The sequence below is a fragment of the Kitasatospora sp. NPDC001309 genome (genome assembly GCF_042896295.1).
In the GTDB taxonomy this organism is placed as follows: Bacteria; Actinomycetota; Actinomycetes; order Streptomycetales; family Streptomycetaceae; genus Kitasatospora.
This window is the reverse complement of record NZ_JBIAXC010000032.1, coordinates 50524-69875: the sequence shown is the minus strand read 5'-3', so window position 1 is coordinate 69875 and position 19352 is coordinate 50524. Positions and strand designations below refer to the sequence as shown.

Below are 19352 nucleotides of genomic sequence, written 5' to 3'. Positions count from 1 at the left end.
CGGCTTCCCGCTACGGCGTGGAGGCGATCGACGGCGGCGCGGCCGGCTCCGCCGGACTGACCCCGGCCCGGCGGGCCACCGCGACGGCGGCCAGCGTGGAGTGCACCCCCAACTTCCCCAGCACGTTCTGCATGTGGGTGCGGACGGTGTGCGGCGACAGGTACAGCCGCTCCGCCACCGCCTGCCGGCCCAGGCCCGCCACCATGCAGCGCAGGATCTGCTTCTCCCGCGGGGTCAGGGTGTCCACCAGGCGCTCGCTCTCGGTGCGGTCCCGCCGGGCCGTCGTGAGCTCGCGGATCACCCCGGTGAGCAGCGCCGGCGGCAGGTGGGTCTCGTCCCGCAGCACCCCCCGGACCACCGCGAGCAACCGGGCCAGCGAACTCTCCTTCGCCACCCAGCCGGTGGCACCCGCGTGCAGCGCCCGGGCGGCGCGGTGCGGATCGTCCGCGGTGGCCAGCACCACCCCGCGCAGCCCCGGATGCGCCCGGCGGAGCCGGCCCAGCAGGGTGATGCCGTCCGGCGGCGGGGCCGTGGGCCGCAGCTGCTCGGCGCGGAGCTGGTCCGGGGGACGGGCGGCGGCGGTCGCCGGGACGGGCGGGGCGAGCGGGGCGGCACCCGGCCTGCGGGCGGCGGGCACCCCCGGGGCCGGGCGGCGCCGGGCCTCCTCGGCCGCCTCCGGACCGGGCCGGGCCCGGGCCGCCGGACCGCCCGCTTCACCCCCCAGGTCGGCGTCGATCAGCGCCACGTCGTAGGCCCGCCCCTCGGCCGCGGCCCGCTCCAGCGCCCGCTCGGCGGCGGCCGCGCTACCGGCCGCGCCCACCTCCACATCGGGCTCGGCGGCGAGCGCCGCGGCCAGTGCCTCGGCGAAGATCCGGTGGTCGTCGACCACCAGGACCCGGATCCGCCCCATCGTCACTACCCCCTGCTCAGAGCGCCCGAGCCCGGGGACGGGGGCCGGTCCGGCGTCCGCGTTCCGGACCCGCCGTTCCGCCCGCCCACCGGTGGCCGGTGAAGCCGAAAGGACGCCGGCCCCCACCGGTACCGCACTCAGCGTACGGGCCGGGAAACGCTCCCGTGGCGGTTCGGTGAAGTTTCGTCAGGTGGTGCGCGAGGGGCCGGACTTGACCGGGCGGACGGCCCCCGGGGGTGCGCTCGCGGTGGAGCGCGCCCCGGGAGCCGTCCCGTTCCGGCCCGGCCGGCGGGGCCGTCGCCGGACTGCCCGCCGGTCTGCTCGCCGACCTACTCGTCGGACTGCTCGCCCGACTACTCGCCGGACTACTCGCCGGTCTGCTCCAGGGTGAACTTCCAGGCGTCGGCGACGATGTCGTCCAGGTTGGGGCGGCGCGGCGTCCAGCCCAGCTCCTGGTGGGCCCGCTCGGCCGAGGCCACCAGCACGGCCGGGTCGCCCGCGCGGCGGCCGACGACCTGCACCGGGATCTCCCGGCCGGTGACGCGCTTGACCGACTCGATCACCTCGCGCACCGAGAAGCCGCTGCCGTTGCCCAGGTTGCAGATCAGGTGCTCGCCCGGCTTGGCGGCGTCCAGCGCCAGCAGGTGCGCGTCGGCCAGGTCCGCGACGTGGATGTAGTCGCGGATGCAGGTGCCGTCCGGGGTCGGGTAGTCGTCGCCGAACACCGCGATGTGCGGGCGCCGGCCGAGCGCGGCCTGGAAGACCAGCGGGATCAGGTGCGACTCGGGGTCGTGCCGCTCGCCGTAGGCGCCGTACGCGCCAGCCACGTTGAAGTAGCGCAGCGAGACGGCGGCCAGGCCGTGCGCGACGGCCTCGCTGGTGATCATGTGGTCCATGGCGAGCTTGCTGGCGCCGTAGGTGTTGGTCGGCGAGGTCCGGGCGGTCTCGGCGATCGGCACGACCTCCGGCTCGCCGTAGACGGCCGCGGTCGAGGAGAACACCAGCTTGCGCACGCCCGCGGCGCGCATCGCCGTGATCAGCTCCAGCGAGCCCGCCACGTTGTTGCGCCAGTACTTCTCCGGGTCCACGACCGACTCGCCGACCTGCGAGGAGGCGGCGAAGTGCAGCACGCCGTCGAAGGAGCCGTCCAGCACCCGGCCAGCCTCCTGGATCCGGCCCTCGACGAACTCGGCGCCGGCCGGGACGCCCTCGCGGAAGCCGGTGGAGAGGTCGTCCAGGACGGTCACCTGGTGACCCGCCTCCAGCAGGTGCGCGGCCACCACGCTGCCGACGTAGCCGGCGCCACCCGTGACCAGGTACTTACTCATGATGAGACCTCCAGCGGGCGATGGTCCGCGCGGTCGGCGGCGCCATCGACGGAATGCGTACGACTGCGCTCAATTGTCCCTGCCCGCCGGGGTGCTCCGGACCACCGGGGCGGTCGCTCCCCGGCATTCTCACCCACTCCTCAGCCGACCTCCACGGCGCTGCCGCGCCGCCGCCCCGCGGGCAACCCGGCAACCCGGCAGCCCGCTCAGCCGTCGGCGGTCCGCCGGCCGTCGGCCATCCGCTCCAGCAGGCCGGTGCGCGCGGCCACCGCGGCCGCCTCCAGCCGGGTGCGCGCCCCCAGCTTCATCAGCACCCGCTGCACGTGGGTGCGGGCGGTGCTCGCGGCGATCCGCATCCCGGCCGCGATCGCCGCGGTGTCCTCGCCGTCCGCGATCCGGGCCAGCACCTGCACCTCACGGCGGGTCAGCAGCCGCAGCAGCCGGACCGCCTCGTCGTCCGGCTCGGCCACCGGGCGCAGCAACTGGTCGAAGGCCCCGCGCAGGACGTCCACCGTCACCGCGGCCTCGCCCGCCCGGGCCCGCCCGATCGCCCGCTCGACCACCTCGATCCGCTCGTCGCTGGGCACGTACCCCGCCGCCCCGGCCGCGAACGCGCAGGCCACACCCCGGAGTTCACCCACCGGCCCGAGCACGATCACGGCCACCTCGGGCCGCTCCCGGCGGATCCGGCGCAGCCCGTCGAAAGCCCCCGGCTCGCCCGGCGCGGACACCCCCAGCAGACACACCTCGGGCCGCCGCCCGGCCACCAGATCGGCCGCCACACCGGCCGGCGAGCCGACCGCGAGCACCCGGTGCCCGCGCAGTTGCAGCGCGGTGGCCAGCGCCTCGGCCAGCAGCCGGTGGTCGTCGACCACCACGAGTCGAACACCCATGACGCCCTCCCGGTCGGGGTCCGGCTCGCGCCCGCACCCCGCGGGCGGGCGGCCGATGACGCACCATCACAACGCATTCCGTACCCGACCCGCTAGGCCACCGAGGATCGCGGGACCAGCGGCGGAACGGGGCGGAGCCCGGTGCACAGAACGCGAAAGACCCCCGCCGCGAGGCGGGGGTCTTTCAGTGGAGCCCCCATGCGGAATCGAACCGCAGACCTTCTCCTTACCATGGAGACGCTCTACCGACTGAGCTATAGGGGCTTGGCCTTGCGTTTCCGCCTGGCCGGTCGAACAAGGAAGACATTACACGGCCGTCGGCCCGGAAGGGAAATCGGCTCCACCCCGGGCCCCGTGGGCCCTCAGCCCCCGGCGTGCGCCGCGTCGAACTCCTCGCGGGCCGCGAGCATCTGCCCGGCGCGGCGCTCCGTCCAGCGCCCGAGCGGGGCGACCAGCGCGGCCAGCTCGCGGCCGAGCGGCAGCAGGTCGTAGACCACCCGCGGCGGCGTCTCCGGGAAGACCGTGCGGAGCACCAGCCCGCTGCGCTCCAGGCTCCGCAGCGACTGGGTGAGCATCTTGCGGCTGACCCCGCCGACCCCGCGCTGGAGCTCGGAGAAGCGCTGCGGCCCACAGGCGGACAGGCTCATCAGGATCAGCATCGACCACTTGTCGGCGAGCTCGGCGAACAGCTCGCGACTGGGGCAGAGCTGGGCGAAGACGTCCAGCTCCAGCCCCGGCTCCGACTCCGACTCCGGCGCCCGGCCTTCGCCTGCCGGCTGCCGGCCTCCGCCTTCCGGCTCCCGCCCGACCCCGGCGTCTTCCGCCCGTCGCTCGACCTCGACCCGGGCCGCTTCCTCCGTCGTCATACGCCCAGGGTAGACCTGCGGTCTCCGATCCGCACCTGGTCTCCACTGGAGACCTGGTCTATATTGGAGACCGTTCGACGGAGCGGGCCCGCCCCGCTCCGTCCTCCTTGCCCTCCCCTGCTCACGCCGTCCCGTCCCCAGGAGTGCCCGCATGACCGCCATCCGCCCGACCGTCGCCCTCGCCTACCACTCCGGCTACGGCCACACCGCCGTGATCGCCGAGGCCGTCGCCCGAGGCGCCGCCGCAGCGGGCGCCGAGGTCGTCACGATCGCCGTCGACACCATCACCGAGGAGCAGTGGGCCCAGCTGGACGCCGCCGACGCGATCGTCTTCGGCTCCCCCACCTACATGGGCACCGCCTCCGGCGCCTTCCACGTCTTCGCCGAGGCCAGCAGCAAGCGCTGGTTCGCCGACGCCTGGAAGGACAAGCTCGCGGCCGGCTTCACCAACTCCGCCTCCAAGAGCGGCGACAAGGCCGGCACCCTCGGCTTCTTCCAGACCCTCGCCGCCCAGCACGGCATGAACTGGGTCAACCTCGGCCTCAAGCCCGGCTGGAACGCCACCACCGCCTCCGAGGACGACCTCAACCGCCTCGGCTTCTTCACCGGCGCCGCCGCCTCCTCGCCCGCCGACGCCGGCCCCGAGGCCGTCCACAAGGCCGACATCGCCACCGCCGAGCACCTGGGCGAGCGCGTCGCCCGGCACACCGCCGTCGTGCTGGCCGGCCGCGCCGCCCTGGCCGGCTGAGCCCTGGCCGACTGCTGGGCCCTGGCCGACCGAGGCCGCACCGCCGCACCGCCGCACCGCCTCGCCGCCGCACCGCACGGCTACGCCGCCGGATCCGCCCCCAACACGGGCGCCCGGCGGCGTCCGCCGTCCACCGCCGCCAACTCCGCACCCGTGGTGTCCGGCAGCAACCACAGGCAGCCCAGCGCCACCAGCCCCAGCACCCCCAGGTACCAGCCGACCGGCTGCGCCGTCCCGTACACCCCGGTCAGCCGCGTCGCCACCAACGGCGTCAGCGCCCCGCCGACCACCCCGCCCAGGTTGTACGTCAACGCGGCACCCGTGTAGCGCACCCGGGTCGGGAACAGCTCCGGCAGGAACGCCGCCACCGGGCCCATCAGGCACCCCAGCACCACCATCGCCCCGGCCAACGCCAGGAACATCAACGGCCGGCGCACCGTCTCCAGCAGCGGGAACAGCACCAGCGACCAGCCCGCCGCCAGGCCCGCCGCCCAGCGCAGCGTCCGCCGCCGCCCCCACCGGTCACTGTGCGCCGCGCTCAGCCACACCGTCACGGCCCCGCCCACCGCACCGACCAGCAGCATCGCCAGCACCACCGTGCTCGCCACCCCCAGGCCGGACGTCGCGTACGCCAGCGCGTACGTGGTGGTCAGGTAGAACAACGCGTACCCGAGCGTGATCGCCCCACCCCCCGCCAGCACCGGCCGCCAGTGCTCCCGCAGCACCTCCACCACCGGCGGGCGGTCCCGCCGCTCGTCCGCCCGGAACAACGGCGTCTCCGCCAGCCGCAGCCGCACGAACAGCCCCACCGCCACCAGCACCAACGAGGCCAGGAACGGCACCCGCCAGCCCCACGCCCGGAACGACCCCTCGTCCAGGGTGAGTTGGAGCACCAGGAACGCCCCGTTCGCCAACACGAACCCGCCCGACGGCCCCAACTGCAGGAACCCGCCGTACCGCCCGCGCCGCCCGGTCGGCGCGTTCTCCGCGATCAGCAGCGCCGCCCCGCCCCACTCCCCGCCCAACCCGACGCCCTGGCACACCCGCAGCACCACCAGCAGCGCCGGCGACCACCACCCCCACACCGCGAACCCCGGCAACAACCCCACCGCCACCGTCGCCAGGCCCATCAGCAACAGCGACACCACCAACGTCGCCTTCCGCCCCACCCGGTCCCCGAAGTGCCCGAACACCACCGCCCCCAACGGCCGGGCCAGGAACGCCACCGCGTACACCGAGAACGCCGCCAACAACGCCCCGGCCCCACCCAGCCCGGGAAAGAACACCGGCCCGAACACCAGGGCCGCCGCCGTCCCGTACAGGAAGAAGTCGTAGAACTCGATCGCCGTCCCGATCAACGCCGCAGCCGCGGCCCGCCTCAACTGCCCGGCCCGCCGGGCACCCTCCGCATCCATACCACCACCCTCGCCACCCCCACCCCACCCCCGCCAGCACCCACCCGAGTGACCCCGGCGCACACCCCACCCCCAGCGCCCACCAAAAAGCCCGAGCGCCGCCACCGCGACACCCGGGCCCACCTGCCCCAACCCGCCTACTGCGCGTACGGATTGCCCCCCGGAGGCACCGGCGGCACGGCAGCCCTCCGCCGACGCACCACCGCGAACACCACACCCGCCACCACCAGCAGACCGGCCACCACCCCACCCACGACCGGCAGCACACCACCCGACCCGGACGACGCCCCAGCCTTCGGCTCCGCAGTCGGCGCACCGGCCGCAGCCCCGGCCGGACTCGGCGCCGACGACGCGGACACGGACGCACTCGCCGACGGCGAAGGCGCAGCCGAAGGCGTCACCGCATCAGCCGGAAGCGGCGACACATCCGCCGGCCCGGGGTCGCCGGGGTCCGTCAACGCGATCCGCGGCCGCACCGCGCCCCAACCGGCACCATCCGTACGGCTGGTCCCGCCGTTGGCCCTGCCCGCCGTGTTGATGAGCACCCGTAGGACCTGGTTCGCCGACCAGTCCTTGTGCACCGACCACACCAACGCCGCCGAAGCGGACGCCAGCGCGGTCGCGTCGGACGTACCGTGGCCCTGGCAGTATCCGGACGGCGCCGTGCAGGCCGCCAGCGTGTCCACGCCCGGCGCGACAAGCGCGACTTGCGGCCCGTGTTCGGACTCGTCCGTCACCGTCCCGTTCCGATCGACCGACCCGACGCCGACTACATTGGGGAGGCCACCTGGATAATCGACCGGATTCCCCGACTGCGCCTCGTTTCCCACAGCCGCGAGCACCAGAGCACCCTTCGTCCTCGCAGCCGCAAGGATCCTGTTCAGCTTGGCTACGTCGTCTTGGGAGGCGGTCACCGCAGCCGCGCCTTGCGAGATGCTGATCACCTTGGCGCCCTGATCGACAGCATAGTCGACAGCCTGTCCGACCTCGTCGAGGAAATCGCTCGTCAGCGACGTCCCCACAGACCCGTTGTTGATCTTCAACGGAAGAAGCTTCACCCCGGGCGCGAGGCCGTAAGCTCCATTCCCCCCACGGCTCTTCCCCGTTCCGGCAATGAGGCTGGCCATCATCGTGCCGTGCCCGTCCCCGTAAGAACCCACACCGCCCGGGCTGCCGCTGAAATCCTTGCCCGGCAAGAACTGACCCACCAGGTCCGGGTGATCCAGTTTGAACCCCCCGTCGATCACCGCAACGGTGATTCCAGTCCCCTTCGAAACCTGCCACATCTCCGAGGCATGCATCGCATCCAGATGCCATTGCGCGGCACGGATCGATTCATCGGCGACCGCAGGTGCAGCGACCGGGCCAATCACAGCTCCGGCAGCTAGGAGCGCCGCCGCGAAAACTCGTCGACGCCCGTGCACGTGCCCCATCACAACTCCTCGTCGATCTTTCCGTCGGCTGAAATCCGCGCCGGTGACAGAGCTGCCCGGCCACCAGCAAGGCAAAGTGGCCGGGCAGTCGTTTGTACCTACTCAATCACGTCCGGATTGCTGTGCGGTGTCCCGCTGGTCCAGGTCTCCTCGTCCTCGTGGAGGTAGTCCGCGCGGTTGCGGCGGTCGCGGTCCTTCTTGCCGCCGTGTCCGCCCGCACCCGGGGCCATCATGCCGTTCTGCCCGGACCGTGCACCGCCCTCGGCAGCTTCCGCCGCAGCCGCGCGGTTGCGCAGGCCCGTGCCACCAGGGGTGAACTCCCCACCGGCAGCAGGGCCCTTGCGGCCGCCGACCGTGCCGCCCGGGGTCGAGGTCAGGCCCCGGCCGCGCGCACCACCGGCACCGCCGACGACGCCGTGGCCGCCGCCCATGCCCGGGTGCATGCCACCCATTCCGCCACCCATGGCCGAACCGCCGACCCGGCCACCGCCCGGCGCGCCCTCACGGCCGAAGACCGTTCCGCTCGGAAGTCCCGGGGTACCGGCCTTGCCGGGGACCGAACCGCCGCTGAACGGGCCGGTACGGAGGGGAACCGAGCCGCCGCCCTTGCCGGGAATGCCGCCGATGCCCTTGGTCGGAACGGACCCGCCACCGATGCCCGCCGGGAAGCCGGAGATGGGGCCGCTGCCCGGCGTACCGGGCAGCCCGCCCCGGCCATCGGGACCGCCGGGGTAGCCGGGAGTTCCACCCGGACCGCTCGGCAGCACCGGGCCGCCCCCGGGACCGACCGGAGTGGTCTGATCCGGCAGGGTCGGGATGCTGTCGAGGCCGGTGCCCGGACGGGTGACCGGGTCCGACGGGTGGGACGGCGGGGTCGGGGTGCCCGGGTCCTGCGGCGGCGGAGGCAGTTGGCCGCGGTCGTACGGGGGAACCGGTCCGGGGTGGGTCGGATTGGACGGGTCCTGCCAGCTCGTTGCCGGATTACGGGGCCTCATGGTGGCACCACCGTAGCTGCCACCGGACGGGCTATAACCCCCACCGGCGCTGCCGCCGCTCGTACGGGGGCTGCGGAGAGCGCCTCCCGAGCGAGAACCGTAGCCGCCGGCGCCCGTGTATTCCGATTCCCCACCTCGGTTCCGGTCCGTCTCGGGTGTCCCCGGCAGCGTCACGTCGGCGGGAAGCCCGTTCAGCGTCGTCGTCGCCGCGCTGTATGCCTGGGCCAGGTTCCCCACCTGCTTGGCGGCTTCCTGTTGCTCCTTCTGGATCGTCGCCTTGTACCCGTCGTACTCGTTCTTGGTGACCCAACCGTCCTGGAGTTTCGCCTTCATGTAGTCGTCGACGGTGCCCCCGACCGTCGAGATCTTCGACTGCACGTCCAGGGGAACCGTCTGCTTCTCGTAAGCGGCAACCTTGTCGATCGCCTGCTGGGGGATCGGGGGCATGGCGACCTTGGCCGTACTGAGCGCTTCACCCGCCTGAGTCATCGCCCCGCCGGCGGTCGTGGAGTGTTGACCGATGATCTCCGCGGACTTGTACAGGTTCCCGGCCCAGGTCTTGAAGTTCTCAGCAGCCTGCCCCTCCCAGGTGACCGTTCCGAGGTGGGCCTGGAGAGCTGTGCTGAGTTCCGTCAGGACCCGACCGGCGTCCTGGAGCTTTCCGGCTCGCTTCAGCAGCATGTCAGGAGCGGTGCCGTCGACCAGCGCCTTGAGTTCGGCATGCTTCATGTCGTTGTATTCGTCTGCCATGACCTGTTCCCCGTTTCCCCGTGAGCCTCTCCCGCACCGCCGTCAGAGGTTCGTCTTGTCCTTCGGCCCCGTGACGCCTGCACTCTTCGCCACTGCGTTCTGGGCGGCAGCTGCGTTCTCGTCGCTGGTCCCGTAGGAGCCCGCAGACTGGACAACGGCGTTCTGCATCGCCTTGATCTGCGCCGTGAAGTCCTTGTGGAGCTTGACGAGCTGGCTGTGGACCTTGTTGTAGGCGGAATTCAGGGCTACTGCTTCCGAGAACGCCCCCGGATTCTGCCCGCTGACGAAATTCTCCCGAGTCAGCTTCTGCGCCTCGAGCTTGTACGGCGCGGCCTCCGAGCCCTCCATCGCCGCGAGCAGGGCCTCGACCTTCTTGGCGAACTCAGTGAGGGTGTTGATCTCGACCTGGACGTCGTGCTTGCCGAAGGCCGCGACCAGGTCGCCGGCGCTGACGTTGGTCTGCACGGTGCTGACCACGGGGGCGATCTTGATCCCGTGCCCCCACGGCAGCGGGATCGTCGGCCCGTCCAGCATGAACGGCGTCGCGTCCGGTGCCCCCGGTGTCCCCGGTGCCGGCGTCGTTCCCGCGCTCGGCGTGGTCGTCGGCTCTCCCACAGCAATCCACCTCTCCCCCGTACGGCCCGCGCGTCCCGGGCGTGTCCCGGGCCCCGTCGCGCCGCAACGCACCGTCAACTTCCAAGACGTACCGTCCTGGTCGGTTCGGCCGCCCGCCCTGGGGGCGGCCCCCGCCTCTGTCATGGTAGCCACCGCCTCTGTCGGCCCGGCAGGGCCCTTGGCCCGCGCGGGCGCGATCGGTACGAACTTGACACGTCCAGTCCGGGGTCGGGCCGCTGGGTAGACTGCCCCGGTACGCCCCATCTGCCGTGCAATGTCGCTCAGCAGCGAGCCGTGGCCGCAGAACGGACGTGTGACGACATGCCTGAGCAGAGGACGCCCTGGTGGGCCCGGGCGGTGCGGCCGGAGCGGCCGCCGCTGCCGGTGGTGTTGATGGTGCGGGCCGCGGTGGGGATGGCGGTGCCGCTGGTGCTGGGGTTGTGGGCGCACCGGCTGGACCTGGGGGTGTTCGCCGGGCTGGGGGCGATGCACGCGACGATGAACGACCGGGTCGAGCCCGCGGGGCTGCGGACGGCGCGGATCGGGTCGGCGGTGGCGGCTTCGGCGGCGGGGATGCTGATCGGCACGGCCTTGCAGCACGTCCACGCGGGTGTGGTGGTGCTCGGCGCCGGGCTGACGCTGACGGCGTTCGTGTCGGGGGCGTTGAGTGCGACGGGTCCGCGCGGGTCGGCGGCGGGGATGCTGCTGCTGGTGTCGGCGGCGTTGGGCAGCGGGATGCCGTTGCCGGGGCCGTGGTGGGCGGCGGCGCCGATGATGCTGGCGGGTGCGGCGTTCGTGGTGCTGCTGGGTCTGCCCGGTCGTGCGGCCGACCCGCGCGTCCGGGCGCTGGCGGCGGCGTACGAGGCGCTCGGCCGGACGCTCGGCGATCTGGGGACGCCGCGGGGCGCGGGTTCCCGCCGGGTGTTGACGGCCCGCCTGAACCAGGTGCAGGACCTGTTCCCCGGGCACGGCCGGACGGCCCTGCGCCCGGTGTACGAGGCGGCGCTGGCGGCGACCGAGGCGGCGACGGGCCTGCTGTGGGCGTGGCGGCCGGTGCCGGCGGAGGTGGCGGCGGTGCCCGGGCAGCTGGCGGCCGCGGTGCGGCGGGGCGGCGGCGAGGTGGTGGTGCCGCGGTGGCGGCCGGACACCCCGGCCCGGCAGGCCCTGGACGTGGCGCTGCGGGCCGCCGCGGACGCGGTCGCGGGCCGGCCGGCCCGGATCGACGCGGTTCCCGCGCCGCCGCCCGACCCGTGGCGGCTCCGGGGGCGGCTGTGGTCCGCCGCGTCGGCGCGGTACGGGCTGCGGGTGGCGCTGTGCATCGCGGCGGGTTCGGCGGTGACGGCCAACTACCCGCTGAGCAAGAGCTACTGGGTGCCGATGACGATCGCGTTCGTGGTGAAGCCGGATCTGGGTTCGGTGTTCCTGCGGGCGGTGAGCCGGGCGGTCGGCACGGTGCTGGGCGTGGTGGTGACGGCGGCGCTGCTGGCGTCGACCACCGAGGAGTGGGTGCTGACGGCGGTGGCGGCGCTGTGCGTGGCGCTGCTGCCGTACGCGACGGCGGCGCACTACGGGCTGACCACGGTGGCGATGACGCCGATGGCGCTGGTGCTGCTCCAACTCGGCGGGCAGAGCAGCGCGGCCGAGTTCTGGCCGCGGGTGCTGGACACGGTCCTGGCGAGCGCGATCGTGCTGCTCTTCGGCTACCTGCTGTGGCCGGAGCGCCCGCGGCACCGGATCGAGCCGCGGCTGGTGACCGCGACGACCGCCCTGCGCTCCTACCTGGACGCGGTGACGGAGCACCGGACCGGAGAGGTGTGGCTGCGCCGGACGGCCTACCGGTCGTTGGCGGACGCCCGGCAGGAGGTCCGGCAGGGGCTGGCCGAGCCGCCGCCCACGGGCCGGCTGGCCGAGCAGTGGCTGCCGGCCACGGCGGCGCTGGAGCGGCTGGGCGGGGCGGTGGCGGCGTTCGCCGCGCAGATCCGGTACGGGGGCCGGGTGCCGGATCCGGGGGAGACCGAGCGGGTCCGGCGGGCCCTGGACGAGCTGACGGCCGCCGCCCGGGAGCACCGTCCGCCGGTCGGTCCGGCGGCCCGGCCGGACGCACCGCACGACCCGGCGCTCAGTGCGCTGGGCCGTGCGGCGGACGAGTTGGAGCTCCTGCTCAGGCAGCGGTCGTGACGAGTGGGAGCTCCTGCTCAAGCGGCGGTCGTGACGAGTGGGAGCTCCTGCTCAAGCGGCGGTCGTGACGAGTGGGAACTCCTGCTCAAGCGGCGGTAGTCGAGAAGGCGGGCGGTCAGACCTGCTCGGCCAGCTCCAGCCAGGTCAGCTCCAGCTCCTCCTTCTCCTCCCGGACGGTGCGCAGCTGCCCGTCCAGTTCGGCGACCTTGGAGAAGTCCGCGGCGTGCTCGGCGAGTTGGGCGTGCAGCTTGGACTCCTTCTGGTCCAGCTTGGAGATCTGGCGCTCGATCCGCTGCATCTCCTTCTTGGCCGCCCGGAGGTCCCCGCCGGAGAGCCCGGCGGCGGGGTCGGCGGCCGGGGCCGCGGCGACGGGGGCGGCCTGCGCCGCGGCGGCGGCCATCCGGGCCCGCCGCTCCAGGTACTCGTCGACGCCGCCCGGCAGCATCCGCATCTTCTGGTCGCCGAGCAGCGCGTGGACGACGTCGGTGGTCCGCTCGATGAAGAACCGGTCGTGGCTGATGACGACCATCGAGCCGGGCCAGCCGTCGAGCAGGTCCTCCAGCTGGTTGAGGGTCTCGATGTCCAGGTCGTTGGTCGGCTCGTCGAGGAACAGCACGTTGGGCTCGTCCATCAGCAGCCGCAGCAGCTGGAGCCGGCGCCGCTCGCCGCCGGAGAGGTCGCCGACCGGCGTCCACTGCTTGTCCTTGCCGAAGCCGAACTGCTCGCACAGCTGGCCGGCGCTCATCTCCCGGCCCTTGCCGAGGTCGACCCGGGAGCGGACCTGCTCGACGGCCTGCAGCACCCGGGTCGTCGGCTCCAGTTCGGCGACCTCCTGGGACAGGTAGGCCAGCCGCACGGTCTTGCCGACCTTGATCACGCCGGAGGTGGGCTGGACGTCGCCCTCGCTGGCGTAGGCGTCGCGCATGGCGCGCAGCAGCGAGGTCTTGCCGGCGCCGTTGACGCCGAGCAGGCCGATCCGGTCACCGGGGCCGAGCTGCCAGGTGAGGTTCTCCAGCAGCAGCTTGGGGCCGGCCTTGACGGTGACGCCTTCCAGGTCGAAGACGGTGCGGCCGAGCCGGGCGTTGGCGAACTTCATCAGCTCGCTCTTGTCCCGGGGGTCCGGCACGTCGGCGATCAGGGCGTTGGCCGCCTCGATCCGGTAGCGCGGCTTGGAGGTGCGGGCGGGGGCGCCGCGGCGCAGCCAGGCCAGCTCCTTGCGGGCGAGGTTCTGGCGCTTCTGCTCCTCGACGGCCTCGATCCGGGAGCGCTCGGCGCGGGAGAAGACGTAGTCGGAGTAGCCGCCCTCGTACTCGTGCACCTCGCCGTGCTGGACGTCCCACATCCGGGTGCAGACCTGGTCGAGGAACCAGCGGTCGTGGGTGACGCAGACCAGCGCGGAGCGGCGCTTCTGAAGGTGCTGGGCGAGCCAGTTGATGCCCTCGACGTCGAGGTGGTTGGTGGGCTCGTCGAGGATGATCAGCTCGGGGGAGCCGAGCAGCAGCTTGGCGAGGGCGATCCGGCGGCGCTCGCCGCCGGAGAGCGGGCCGATGACGGTGTCGAGGCCGTCGGCGAAGCCGGGCAGGTCGAGGCCGCCGAAGAGGCCTTCGATGATGTCGCGGATCCGGCCGTCGCCGAGCCACTCGTGGTCGGCGCGGTCGGCGATGACCTCGTGCCGGATGGTGGCCTTCGGGTCGAGCGAGTCGTGCTGGGTGAGGACGGCCGGTTCGAGGTTGCCGTTCCAGGTGATCCGGCCGCCGTCGGGCTCCTCCAGCTTGGCGAGCATCCGGATCAGGGTGGTCTTGCCGTCGCCGTTGCGGCCGACGACGCCGATCCGGTCGCCGTCGCTCACGCCCAGGCTGACCGCGTCCAGCAGGGTGCGGGTGCCGTAGACCTTCGTGACGGACTCGATGGTGGCGAGGTTGACGGCCACGTGTGCTGCGCTCCTGGGTTCGGCGGTCGGGGGCGGGCCCAGCCCGCCCCTCTCTCGGGGACGACCCGATCACCCCAGCCTAATGGGCGGGCCGCGACGCCCTCACCGCGTCGAGCGCCCCCACCATGCCGCCCGAGCGACGCCCCCGGCACGCCGGAGGACCGACGCCCCCACCGCACCGGACGCGCCACCCCACCCCGTCGGAGTCAGACGACCGAGGCCCCCGGCACCGGCCCGTAGGTGGCGTGCGCGGCCCGGCAGGTGCCGGAGGCCAGCAGCGCCCGGGCGACGGTGGCCGCCGCCTCGGCGTCCTTGGCCAGGAAGGCGCAGGTCGGTCCGGAGCCGGAGACCAGGGCGCCGAGCGCACCGGCCTCGGTGCCGGCCCGCAGGGTGGCGGCCAGCGCGGGGCGCAGGGAGAGCGCGGCGGCCTGGAGGTCGTTGGTGAGCGCGCCGGCCAGGGCGACGGCGTCGCCGTCGGCGAGGGCGGCGAGCAGGGCCCGGTCGGCGTCGGGGGTGGGCACCTGGAGGTCGCTGGAGCCGGTGCCGGCCTCCTCGCGGAGCCGGTCGCACTCGCGGAAGACGGCGGGGGTGGACAGGCCGCCGTCGGCGACCGCGAAGACCCAGTGGAAGGTGCCGTCGACCGGCAGCGGTTCCAGGATCTCGCCCCGGCCGCGGCCCAGCGCGACACCGCCGAGCAGGGCGAAGGGCACGTCGGAGCCCAGTTCGGCGGCGAGGTCCAGCAGCACCGGGAGCGGGGTGTCGAGCTGCCACAGCGCGTCGCAGGCGACCAGCGCGGCGGCGCCGTCGGCGCTGCCGCCGGCCATGCCGCCGGCGACCGGGATGGCCTTGGCGATGTGCAGGTGGACGCCCGGGTCGGCGATCCCGTGGTGGGCGGCGAGCAGCCGGGCGGCGCGGGCGGCGAGGTTGCTGTCGTCGAGCGGGACGGCGTCGGCGTCGGGGCCCGAGCAGGACAGCGTCACGCCGTCCGCCGGGGTGGCCGTGACCTCGTCACCGAGCGCGACCGCGAAGAAGACGTTGGCCAGGTCGTGGAAGCCGTCGGCGCGCAGTCCGCCGACCCCGAGCTGGGCGTTGACCTTGGCCGGTACCCGTACGGTGATCACTCGCCGTCCTCAGCAGGCTCGTGTCCGGCGGGCTTGTGCTCCACCGGCTTCTGCTCCACCGGCTTGTGCTCGGCGATCGCGGCGAACTGCTCCACCGTCAGCATCTCGCCGCGCAGCTTGTGGTCGATCCCGGCGGCCGCGAGCGCCTGCTCGGCCCCGGCGGCGGAGCCGGCCCAGCCGGCCAGCGCGGCGCGCAGGGTCTTGCGGCGCTGGGCGAACGCGGCGTCGACCACCGCGAACACCTGCTCGCGGGTGGCGGTGGTCCTCGGCGGCTCGCGGCGGATCAGCGAGACCAGCCCGGAGTCGACGTTGGGGGCGGGCCAGAACACGTTCCGCCCGATCGCGCCGGCCCGCTTCACGTCGGCGTACCAGTTGGCCTTGACCGAGGGGACGCCGTAGACCTTGTTGCCGGGCTTGGCGGCGAGCCGGTCGGCGACCTCGCTCTGCACCATCACCAGGGTCCGCTCGATGCTGGGGAAGGTCGCCAGCATGTGCAGCAGGACGGGCACGGCCACGTTGTACGGCAGGTTGGCGACCAGCGCGGTGGGCGCCGGCCCGGGCAGCTCGGTGACCTCCATGGCGTCGCTGAGGACCAGCGCGAAGGCGTCCGCCTTGCGGGGCATCCGGCCCGCGACGGTGTCCGGCAGGTGCCGGGCGAGCACCGGGTCGATCTCGACCGCGGTGACGTGCCGGGCGACGTCCAGCAGCGCCAGCGTGAGGGAGCCGAGCCCCGGCCCGACCTCCACCACCGCGTCCTGCTCCGTCACCTCGGCGGCGCGGACGATCCGCCGCACGGTGTTGCCGTCGATGACGAAGTTCTGCCCGCGCTGCTTGGTCGGCTTCACGCCGAACGCGGCCGCCAGTTCGCGGATGTCGGCGGCGCCCAGCAGGTGGCTGTCAGGGGTGGGGTCGGTGCTGCTCACGCGCCAAGGATACGGGCGCGGGCGGCACTCAGAGTTCGACCACCGCGGCGAGGTCGATCTCCACGGGGTACGGGACCGAGGTACGGAGCACCCCTTCGTGCTGGGCGACGGGCAAGTAGACGCCCTTCTCCTCGTCCCGGTGGAACTCGTGGACGATGGGCAGGTCGTCGATGCCGCGCTCGACCCGCCAGTAGTGGGGGATGCCCTTCTCGGCGAACTGCCCGGGCTTGCCGAAGCGGTCCCTGGCCCGGGTCCCGGGCGACACCACCTCGACGGCCAGAACCACGGACTCGACCGGCAGACAGTCCAACTCGAAGACGTCGAGACCGGTCTTGTCGAACACCACCACATCGGGCTTGGCCGTGTTGCTCTCGTCCAGCAGCATGCACCGCTCCAGCAGGACCGCACAGGGCTCGACGCGCGCAGCGAACAGCCCTCGCTCCAGCCCCGAACGCACCAGGTCATGCCAGAAGTTCGTCTGCCCCCGGACCACAATGACTCCGTCCACCAGATCCCACTCGAACGGCAGGTCGAAATCCTGAGCCTGCTCGTACGTCCAGCCCTGGGCTGGCGGAAGGAACCATTCGACGCGATCGTCCACGGGTTCGCTGATCGGCTCGGCGGTCATTGCCACCTCCCTCACTGCACTCATGCTAACCAGCCTAGGAAGAAGCCGGGAGTGCCGAATCGTTCCTTCGAAACCCGAAACCCGTTCGACCCGCTCAGTACCCGAAGGCCCGTGCCGTGTTCGCCGCGATCGCCGTCGACAGCTCGTCCTCGTGCAGCCCCAGGGTCGCCGCCATCGACCGCACCGTGACCGGGATGAGGTACGGCGCGTTCGGCCGCCCCCGGTACGGGTGCGGGGTGAGGAAGGGGGCGTCGGTCTCGACCAGGATCCGGTCGAGCGGGGTGGCGAGCAGGGCGTCGCGCAGCGGCTGGTTGGCCTTGAAGGTGACCGGGCCGGCGAAGGAGAGGTACCAGCCGTGCTCGGCGCAGACCTTCGCCATCCCGGCGTCGCCGGAGTAGCAGTGGAAGACGGTCCGCTCCGGGGCGCCCTCGGCCAGCAGGACGGCGATGACGTCCTCGTGGGCGTCGCGGTCGTGGATGACCAGGGCCTTGCCGTGCCGCTTGGCCATCTCGATGTGGCGGCGGAACGACTCCTTCTGGATCTCCACGCCCTCCGGCCCGGTGCGGAAGTAGTCCAGCCCGGTCTCGCCGACGGCGCGGACCTGCGGCAGCGCGGCCAGCGCGTCGATCTCGGCGAGCGCCTCGTCCAGCGCCGCCTGCCCGCCCGCGAGCCGCTGCTGCCCGGACCACCCGTCGGCGTCGCCGAGGAAGATCCGCGGCGCCTCGTTGGGGTGCAGGGCGACGGCCGCGTGCACCTGCTCGTACTGCGCCGCCAGCTCGGCGGCCCAGCGCGAGCCGGGCACGTCGCAGCCCACCTGGACGACCGTGGCGACCCCGACCGAGGCGGCCCGGGCGAGCCCCTCGGCCGGGGTGCCGGCCTGCATGTCGAGGTGGGTGTGCGAGTCGGCCACCGCCACGGCCAGGGGTTGCGGCAGCGGCGGCGGGGTCGACCGGTCGTCGTCCTTGCCGGCCATCAGGAGGCCGGCTTCTCTTCGAGGCGCGGGAACAGGATCTCGCCCTTGGTGACGGTGGCGCCGACGGGCAGCCGGCCCCAGTCGCCGGTGGTGGCGATGCGCTGGTCGGCGAGCGCGCCGAGGCCCTCGGCGGCGCCCAGCGAGGCCCACAGCTTCTCGGCGGTGGACGGCATCACCGGGTTGAGCAGCACGGCGGTGCCGCGCAGCGCCTCGGCGGCGGTGTAGAGGATGGTGGCGAGGCGGGCCTGGCCCTCCTCGGACTCGTCCTTGGCGACCTTCCACGGCTCCTGCGTGGTGAGGTAGCCGTTGACCTGCTTGACGAACTCGAAGATCGCCGCGAGGCCGCCGGCGAAGTCCAGCTCCTCGCCGATCTTGGCGTCGGCGGCGGCGACGGCGGCGGCCAGCCCGTCCGCGACGGCCTGCTCGGCCTCGCCCGCGGCGGTGGCGGCCGGCAGCGTCCCGCCGAAGTACTTGCCGACCATCGCGGCGACCCGGGAGGCCAGGTTGCCGAAGTCGTTGGCGAGCTCGGAGGTGTAGCGGGCGGTGAAGTCCTCCCAGGAGAACGAGCCGTCCGTGCCGAACGGGATCGCCCGCAGGAAGTAGTAGCGGTACGCGTCGACGCCGAAGTGCGAGGTGAGGTCGGTGGGCGCGATGCCGGTCAGGTTGGACTTGGACATCTTCTCGCCGCCGACCATCAGCCAGCCGTTGGCGACGACCCGCTTGGGCAGCGGCAGGCCCGCGGCCATCAGCATGGCCGGCCAGATCACCGCGTGGAAGCGCAGGATGTCCTTGCCGACCAGGTGGACGGAGGCCGGCCAGAGCTCGGCGAAGCGCTCCGGGTCGCTGCCGTAGCCGGCCGCGGTGATGTAGTTCTGCAGCGCGTCGACCCAGACGTAGAGGACGTGCTTCTCGTCCCAGGGCAGCGGCACGCCCCAGTTGAAGGTGGAGCGGGAGATCGAGAGGTCCTTGAGGTCCTGCTCGACGAAGCGCAGCACCTCGTTGCGGGCCGAGGCCGGCTGGATGAAGCCGGGGTTGGCGGCGTAGAACTCCAGCAGCCGCTCGGCGTAGGCGGAGAGGCGGAAGAAGTAGTTCTCCTCCTCCAGCCACTCGACCGGCTTCTTGTGGACGGAGCAGAGCTTCTCGTCCTCGGTGGCGCCGTCGAGCAGTTCGGCGGGGAGCTTGAACTCCTCGCAGCCGACGCAGTAGGGGCCGGAGTAGCCGCCCTTGTAGATCTCGCCCTTGTCGAACAGGTCCTGGACGAACTCCTGCACCCGGGCGGTGTGCCGCTCCTCGGTGGTGCGGATGAAGTCGTCGTTGGCGATCTCCAGGTGCTGCCAGAGCGGCTTCCAGGCCTCCTCGACCAGCTTGTCGCACCACTCCTGCGGGCTGACGCCGTTGGCCTCGGCGGTCCGCATGATCTTCTGACCGTGCTCGTCGGTGCCGGTCAGGTACCACACCTTCTCGCCGCGCTGGCGGTGCCAGCGGGTGAGGACGTCGCCCGCCACGGTGGTGTACGCGTGGCCCAGGTGGGGACGGTCGTTGACGTAGTAGATCGGAGTGGAAACGTAGTACGCCGGGGCGCTCGTCCCGGTGGTGCTGTGGTCTGAAGTGGCCGCCATGGTCGGAAAGCTTAGTCGGGCCCGAAC

Annotated in this window: 16 protein-coding genes and 1 tRNA gene; 2 read left to right on the top strand and 15 right to left on the bottom strand. The window is 73.2% G+C overall.

Features of this window, described 5'->3' with window-relative positions; all coding sequences use genetic code 11:
* Nucleotides 1–10 precede the first annotated feature (10 nt).
* From ACFY2K_RS28410 to ACFY2K_RS28390, 5 genes are all read right to left on the bottom strand, one after another.
* Complete coding sequence (locus tag ACFY2K_RS28410) at nucleotides 11–910, bottom strand: LuxR C-terminal-related transcriptional regulator (protein WP_380523996.1); 900 nt, start codon at nucleotides 908–910, stop codon at nucleotides 11–13.
* Nucleotides 911–1275: 365 nt separating this feature from the next.
* The gene (gene galE / locus ACFY2K_RS28405; RefSeq protein WP_375892711.1) at nucleotides 1276–2238 is read right to left on the bottom strand and encodes a UDP-glucose 4-epimerase GalE; all 963 of its coding nucleotides are present in this window, start codon (nucleotides 2236–2238) and stop codon (nucleotides 1276–1278) included.
* 206 nt (nucleotides 2239–2444) lie between these two features.
* Nucleotides 2445–3131, bottom strand: a complete 687-nt coding sequence (locus tag ACFY2K_RS28400; protein WP_380397605.1) for a LuxR C-terminal-related transcriptional regulator — start codon at nucleotides 3129–3131, stop codon at nucleotides 2445–2447.
* A 188-nt stretch (nucleotides 3132–3319) separates the two neighbouring features.
* Nucleotides 3320–3395 (bottom strand) — tRNA-Thr (locus ACFY2K_RS28395).
* Between the two features lie 98 nt (nucleotides 3396–3493).
* Nucleotides 3494–3997, bottom strand: coding sequence for a winged helix-turn-helix transcriptional regulator (locus ACFY2K_RS28390; protein ID WP_387715157.1), 504 nt, complete (start codon nucleotides 3995–3997; stop codon nucleotides 3494–3496).
* A gap of 151 nt (nucleotides 3998–4148) precedes the next feature.
* Here ACFY2K_RS28390 and ACFY2K_RS28385 point away from each other — a divergent pair, with 151 nt between their 5' ends.
* On the top strand, nucleotides 4149–4745 hold the full coding sequence (locus ACFY2K_RS28385; RefSeq protein ID WP_360231180.1) for a flavodoxin family protein: 597 nt from the start codon (nucleotides 4149–4151) through the stop codon (nucleotides 4743–4745).
* An 80-nt stretch (nucleotides 4746–4825) separates the two neighbouring features.
* Here the strand turns inward: ACFY2K_RS28385 and ACFY2K_RS28380 are convergent, their stop codons facing one another.
* From ACFY2K_RS28380 to ACFY2K_RS28365, 4 genes are all read right to left on the bottom strand, one after another.
* Nucleotides 4826–6160 carry an MFS transporter gene (locus ACFY2K_RS28380; protein WP_387715154.1) on the bottom strand — a complete coding sequence of 445 codons (1335 nt, stop codon included), beginning with the start codon at nucleotides 6158–6160 and terminating at the stop codon, nucleotides 4826–4828.
* A 137-nt stretch (nucleotides 6161–6297) separates the two neighbouring features.
* The gene (locus ACFY2K_RS28375; RefSeq protein ID WP_387715151.1) at nucleotides 6298–7593 is read right to left on the bottom strand and encodes a S8 family serine peptidase; all 1296 of its coding nucleotides are present in this window, start codon (nucleotides 7591–7593) and stop codon (nucleotides 6298–6300) included.
* Nucleotides 7594–7691: 98 nt separating this feature from the next.
* The gene (locus ACFY2K_RS28370) at nucleotides 7692–9338 is read right to left on the bottom strand and encodes a WXG100 family type VII secretion target (RefSeq protein WP_387715148.1); all 1647 of its coding nucleotides are present in this window, start codon (nucleotides 9336–9338) and stop codon (nucleotides 7692–7694) included.
* Between the two features lie 42 nt (nucleotides 9339–9380).
* Nucleotides 9381–9953, bottom strand: coding sequence for a hypothetical protein (locus ACFY2K_RS28365; protein ID WP_387715145.1), 573 nt, complete (start codon nucleotides 9951–9953; stop codon nucleotides 9381–9383).
* 321 nt (nucleotides 9954–10274) lie between these two features.
* Here ACFY2K_RS28365 and ACFY2K_RS28360 point away from each other — a divergent pair, with 321 nt between their 5' ends.
* Complete coding sequence (locus ACFY2K_RS28360) at nucleotides 10275–12131, top strand: FUSC family protein (RefSeq protein ID WP_380588731.1); 1857 nt, start codon at nucleotides 10275–10277, stop codon at nucleotides 12129–12131.
* Nucleotides 12132–12246: 115 nt separating this feature from the next.
* On the opposite strand, the gene ACFY2K_RS28355 is transcribed toward ACFY2K_RS28360, so the two are convergent.
* The 6 genes from ACFY2K_RS28355 to metG form a co-directional block, all read right to left on the bottom strand.
* On the bottom strand, nucleotides 12247–14061 hold the full coding sequence (locus tag ACFY2K_RS28355) for an ABC-F family ATP-binding cassette domain-containing protein (protein WP_387715142.1): 1815 nt from the start codon (nucleotides 14059–14061) through the stop codon (nucleotides 12247–12249).
* 206 nt (nucleotides 14062–14267) lie between these two features.
* Complete coding sequence (locus ACFY2K_RS28350) at nucleotides 14268–15182, bottom strand: 4-(cytidine 5'-diphospho)-2-C-methyl-D-erythritol kinase (RefSeq protein ID WP_375892727.1); 915 nt, start codon at nucleotides 15180–15182, stop codon at nucleotides 14268–14270.
* Nucleotides 15179–16105, bottom strand: a complete 927-nt coding sequence (rsmA, locus tag ACFY2K_RS28345) for a 16S rRNA (adenine(1518)-N(6)/adenine(1519)-N(6))-dimethyltransferase RsmA (RefSeq protein ID WP_387715139.1) — start codon at nucleotides 16103–16105, stop codon at nucleotides 15179–15181. The genes ACFY2K_RS28350 and rsmA overlap by 4 nt, the downstream gene beginning before the upstream one ends.
* Before the next feature lie 28 nt (nucleotides 16106–16133).
* On the bottom strand, nucleotides 16134–16733 hold the full coding sequence (locus ACFY2K_RS28340; RefSeq protein ID WP_387715136.1) for a Uma2 family endonuclease: 600 nt from the start codon (nucleotides 16731–16733) through the stop codon (nucleotides 16134–16136).
* Between the two features lie 94 nt (nucleotides 16734–16827).
* Nucleotides 16828–17706, bottom strand: a complete 879-nt coding sequence (locus ACFY2K_RS28335) for a TatD family hydrolase (protein ID WP_380524016.1) — start codon at nucleotides 17704–17706, stop codon at nucleotides 16828–16830.
* Nucleotides 17706–19325, bottom strand: a complete 1620-nt coding sequence (gene metG, locus ACFY2K_RS28330; RefSeq protein ID WP_375892731.1) for a methionine--tRNA ligase — start codon at nucleotides 19323–19325, stop codon at nucleotides 17706–17708. Before metG ends, ACFY2K_RS28335 begins: the two co-directional genes overlap by 1 nt.
* Nucleotides 19326–19352 lie beyond the last annotated feature (27 nt).